Raw genomic sequence first — 206 nt, forward strand, 5'->3', positions numbered from 1 at the left:
AGAAACTAGAATTGCTAACTCCCGATTTATTGGTAACGATATCGATAAAGTGCCCAAGTTAGCATTAAACATTGGCGTTGCTACGTTATTAGATGCAACAGAAGTAATAACGCTTGTCACTGGTCGCCATAAAGCACTAGCGCTACAAGCCGCAGTTGAAGCGTGTGTTAATCATTTGTGGACGGTTAGCGCCTTACAATTACATC

The 206-nt window shown here is 41.7% G+C and carries 1 pseudogene; it reads left to right on the plus strand.

Going from position 1 to position 206, the window contains the following annotated elements:
* Positions 1-206: pseudogene (nagB, locus tag V6255_RS19185) on the plus strand (glucosamine-6-phosphate deaminase); the annotation flags it as partial.

Origin of the sequence: Psychromonas arctica, from assembly GCF_038155225.1 — a bacterium.
GTDB lineage: Bacteria > Pseudomonadota > Gammaproteobacteria > Enterobacterales > Psychromonadaceae > Psychromonas > Psychromonas arctica_B.